The organism is Streptomyces sp. H39-C1 (assembly GCF_027158125.1).
Classification (GTDB): domain Bacteria; phylum Actinomycetota; class Actinomycetes; order Streptomycetales; family Streptomycetaceae; genus Actinacidiphila; species Actinacidiphila fildesensis.
In genome coordinates, this window is record NZ_JAPVLS010000250.1 from 1 (window position 1) to 1,489 (window position 1,489).

At 71.4% G+C, this 1,489-nt stretch carries 1 pseudogene; it reads right to left on the minus strand.

What is annotated here, in order from left to right:
• Window positions 1-834: 834 nt before the first annotated feature.
• Window positions 835-1,489, minus strand: a pseudogene (locus O3W51_RS48005) (hypothetical protein); the annotation flags it as partial.

The window sequence follows — 1,489 nt, forward strand, 5'->3', positions numbered from 1 at the left end:
CCCCCACACCCACCCCGACCACCACCGCACCCACCACCTCAGCCCCGGCACCCGAGCCCCTCACGTCCTGACGTCGTCCGGACGGCGTGTGGTCATCCGGCCTGTTCGGTGGTCGCGATCGCCCGCCGCAGGGTCTGCCGGGCGTGGCCCAACTCGTCCGCACGCCGGTCGAGTTGGGCGAGCTGGGCACGGAGTCTGTCCGATCACGGCGGACCACCGGTCGTCGTGCACGGCTTCGCCCCCACCACCGCTGGCGACCTGGCAACGCTGGCCACGCTCGCGCGCCGCCATCCGACCGCTGGGCCCCGAGGGCCTTGTGGAGAAGAGGGCGATGCCAGCACGGGAACCGGCAAGGGGTCGACTCCCGAAAGAGTCGACCCCTTGCCATCTGCGAACCTGACGAACAACCCAGCTTGCGGTAACGAACCGATCAGACGTTGAAGCGGAACTACCCCACAACGCTCTGACCTGCGGGTATGTGGGAGCATTCCAGCACCATCCCAGCACAGGATGCGCGACAAAATACAAGACCCGGGGTCGCCAACGGTACACAACAGCGTCGGCAAGGGGCTGAGGTCTGCGGGACGTTTCCGCATCGTCTTCGACCTGATCGCGCTCGCCAACTCCCGTGTCTCGCCTGCGATCCGCCCCTCACAGCGGCCAAGCGTTCAGCAAGCCGCCGGGGCCGTAGGCGGCATCGGGCCTCGGGCCGTCGACTCTGCGGCGGGAGACCGCCACGACTGGGACGGGTTCGTCGGTGAGGGCGCCCCTTTGTCGATGGAGAGCTGCCAGGTCGTGCCGTCCATTCGCCGCACCCGTCCATTCGCCCCAAGGTCACTGTGCGCCGAGGGCTCCGTACAGCGCCTCGTCGGCGTCGGTGGCGGGCGGGCCCGCCGCCCACCACTGGCCGCGCTCCTTCTGGTACGGGTACCAGCACCCGTCCGAGCCCCAGCGCAGCTCGACGTCCTCGCCGACCAGCTGCAGGCGGCCACGGGTCCGGCGCGGCCTGGGCGGTCCTGACCGGCCTGGAATCCGTACCTGCAGCAGCCGCTCGCGTGCCGCGGCCTCAGTCTCGGGCGGCGGTACGAGTGTGCCGTCCAGGGCGCTCAGCGCCGCCGGGCCGCCGTAGCGCCAGGCGACGCTCGCCCGGGCGAGCTGGGTGCGGGCCCGGCCCGAGCTGTTCAGGAGGCGGGAGACCACCGGCAGGTCGCCGTCGGCGGCAGCAGCCCGGCGCACGGTGTCGTGCCAGGGGTCGCCGTCCAGCATCAGAAGATCGGCCGCCTGCGTCTGCGCGGCCCCGGCAGCCGCCGTTGTATCGGTGACATCCCGCTGGTCAACCGCCCACACATAGACCGCCGAAGCACGCCGGGCGGCATCGACAGCCAGCAGGTGCAGCGCTTCCGGGGCGACGGACTCGCCCACGAGCAGCACCGGCGTCATCGCCGCGGCCCTCTCCTGACCCACGACAGGAGCCGGGACGGGAACAAGG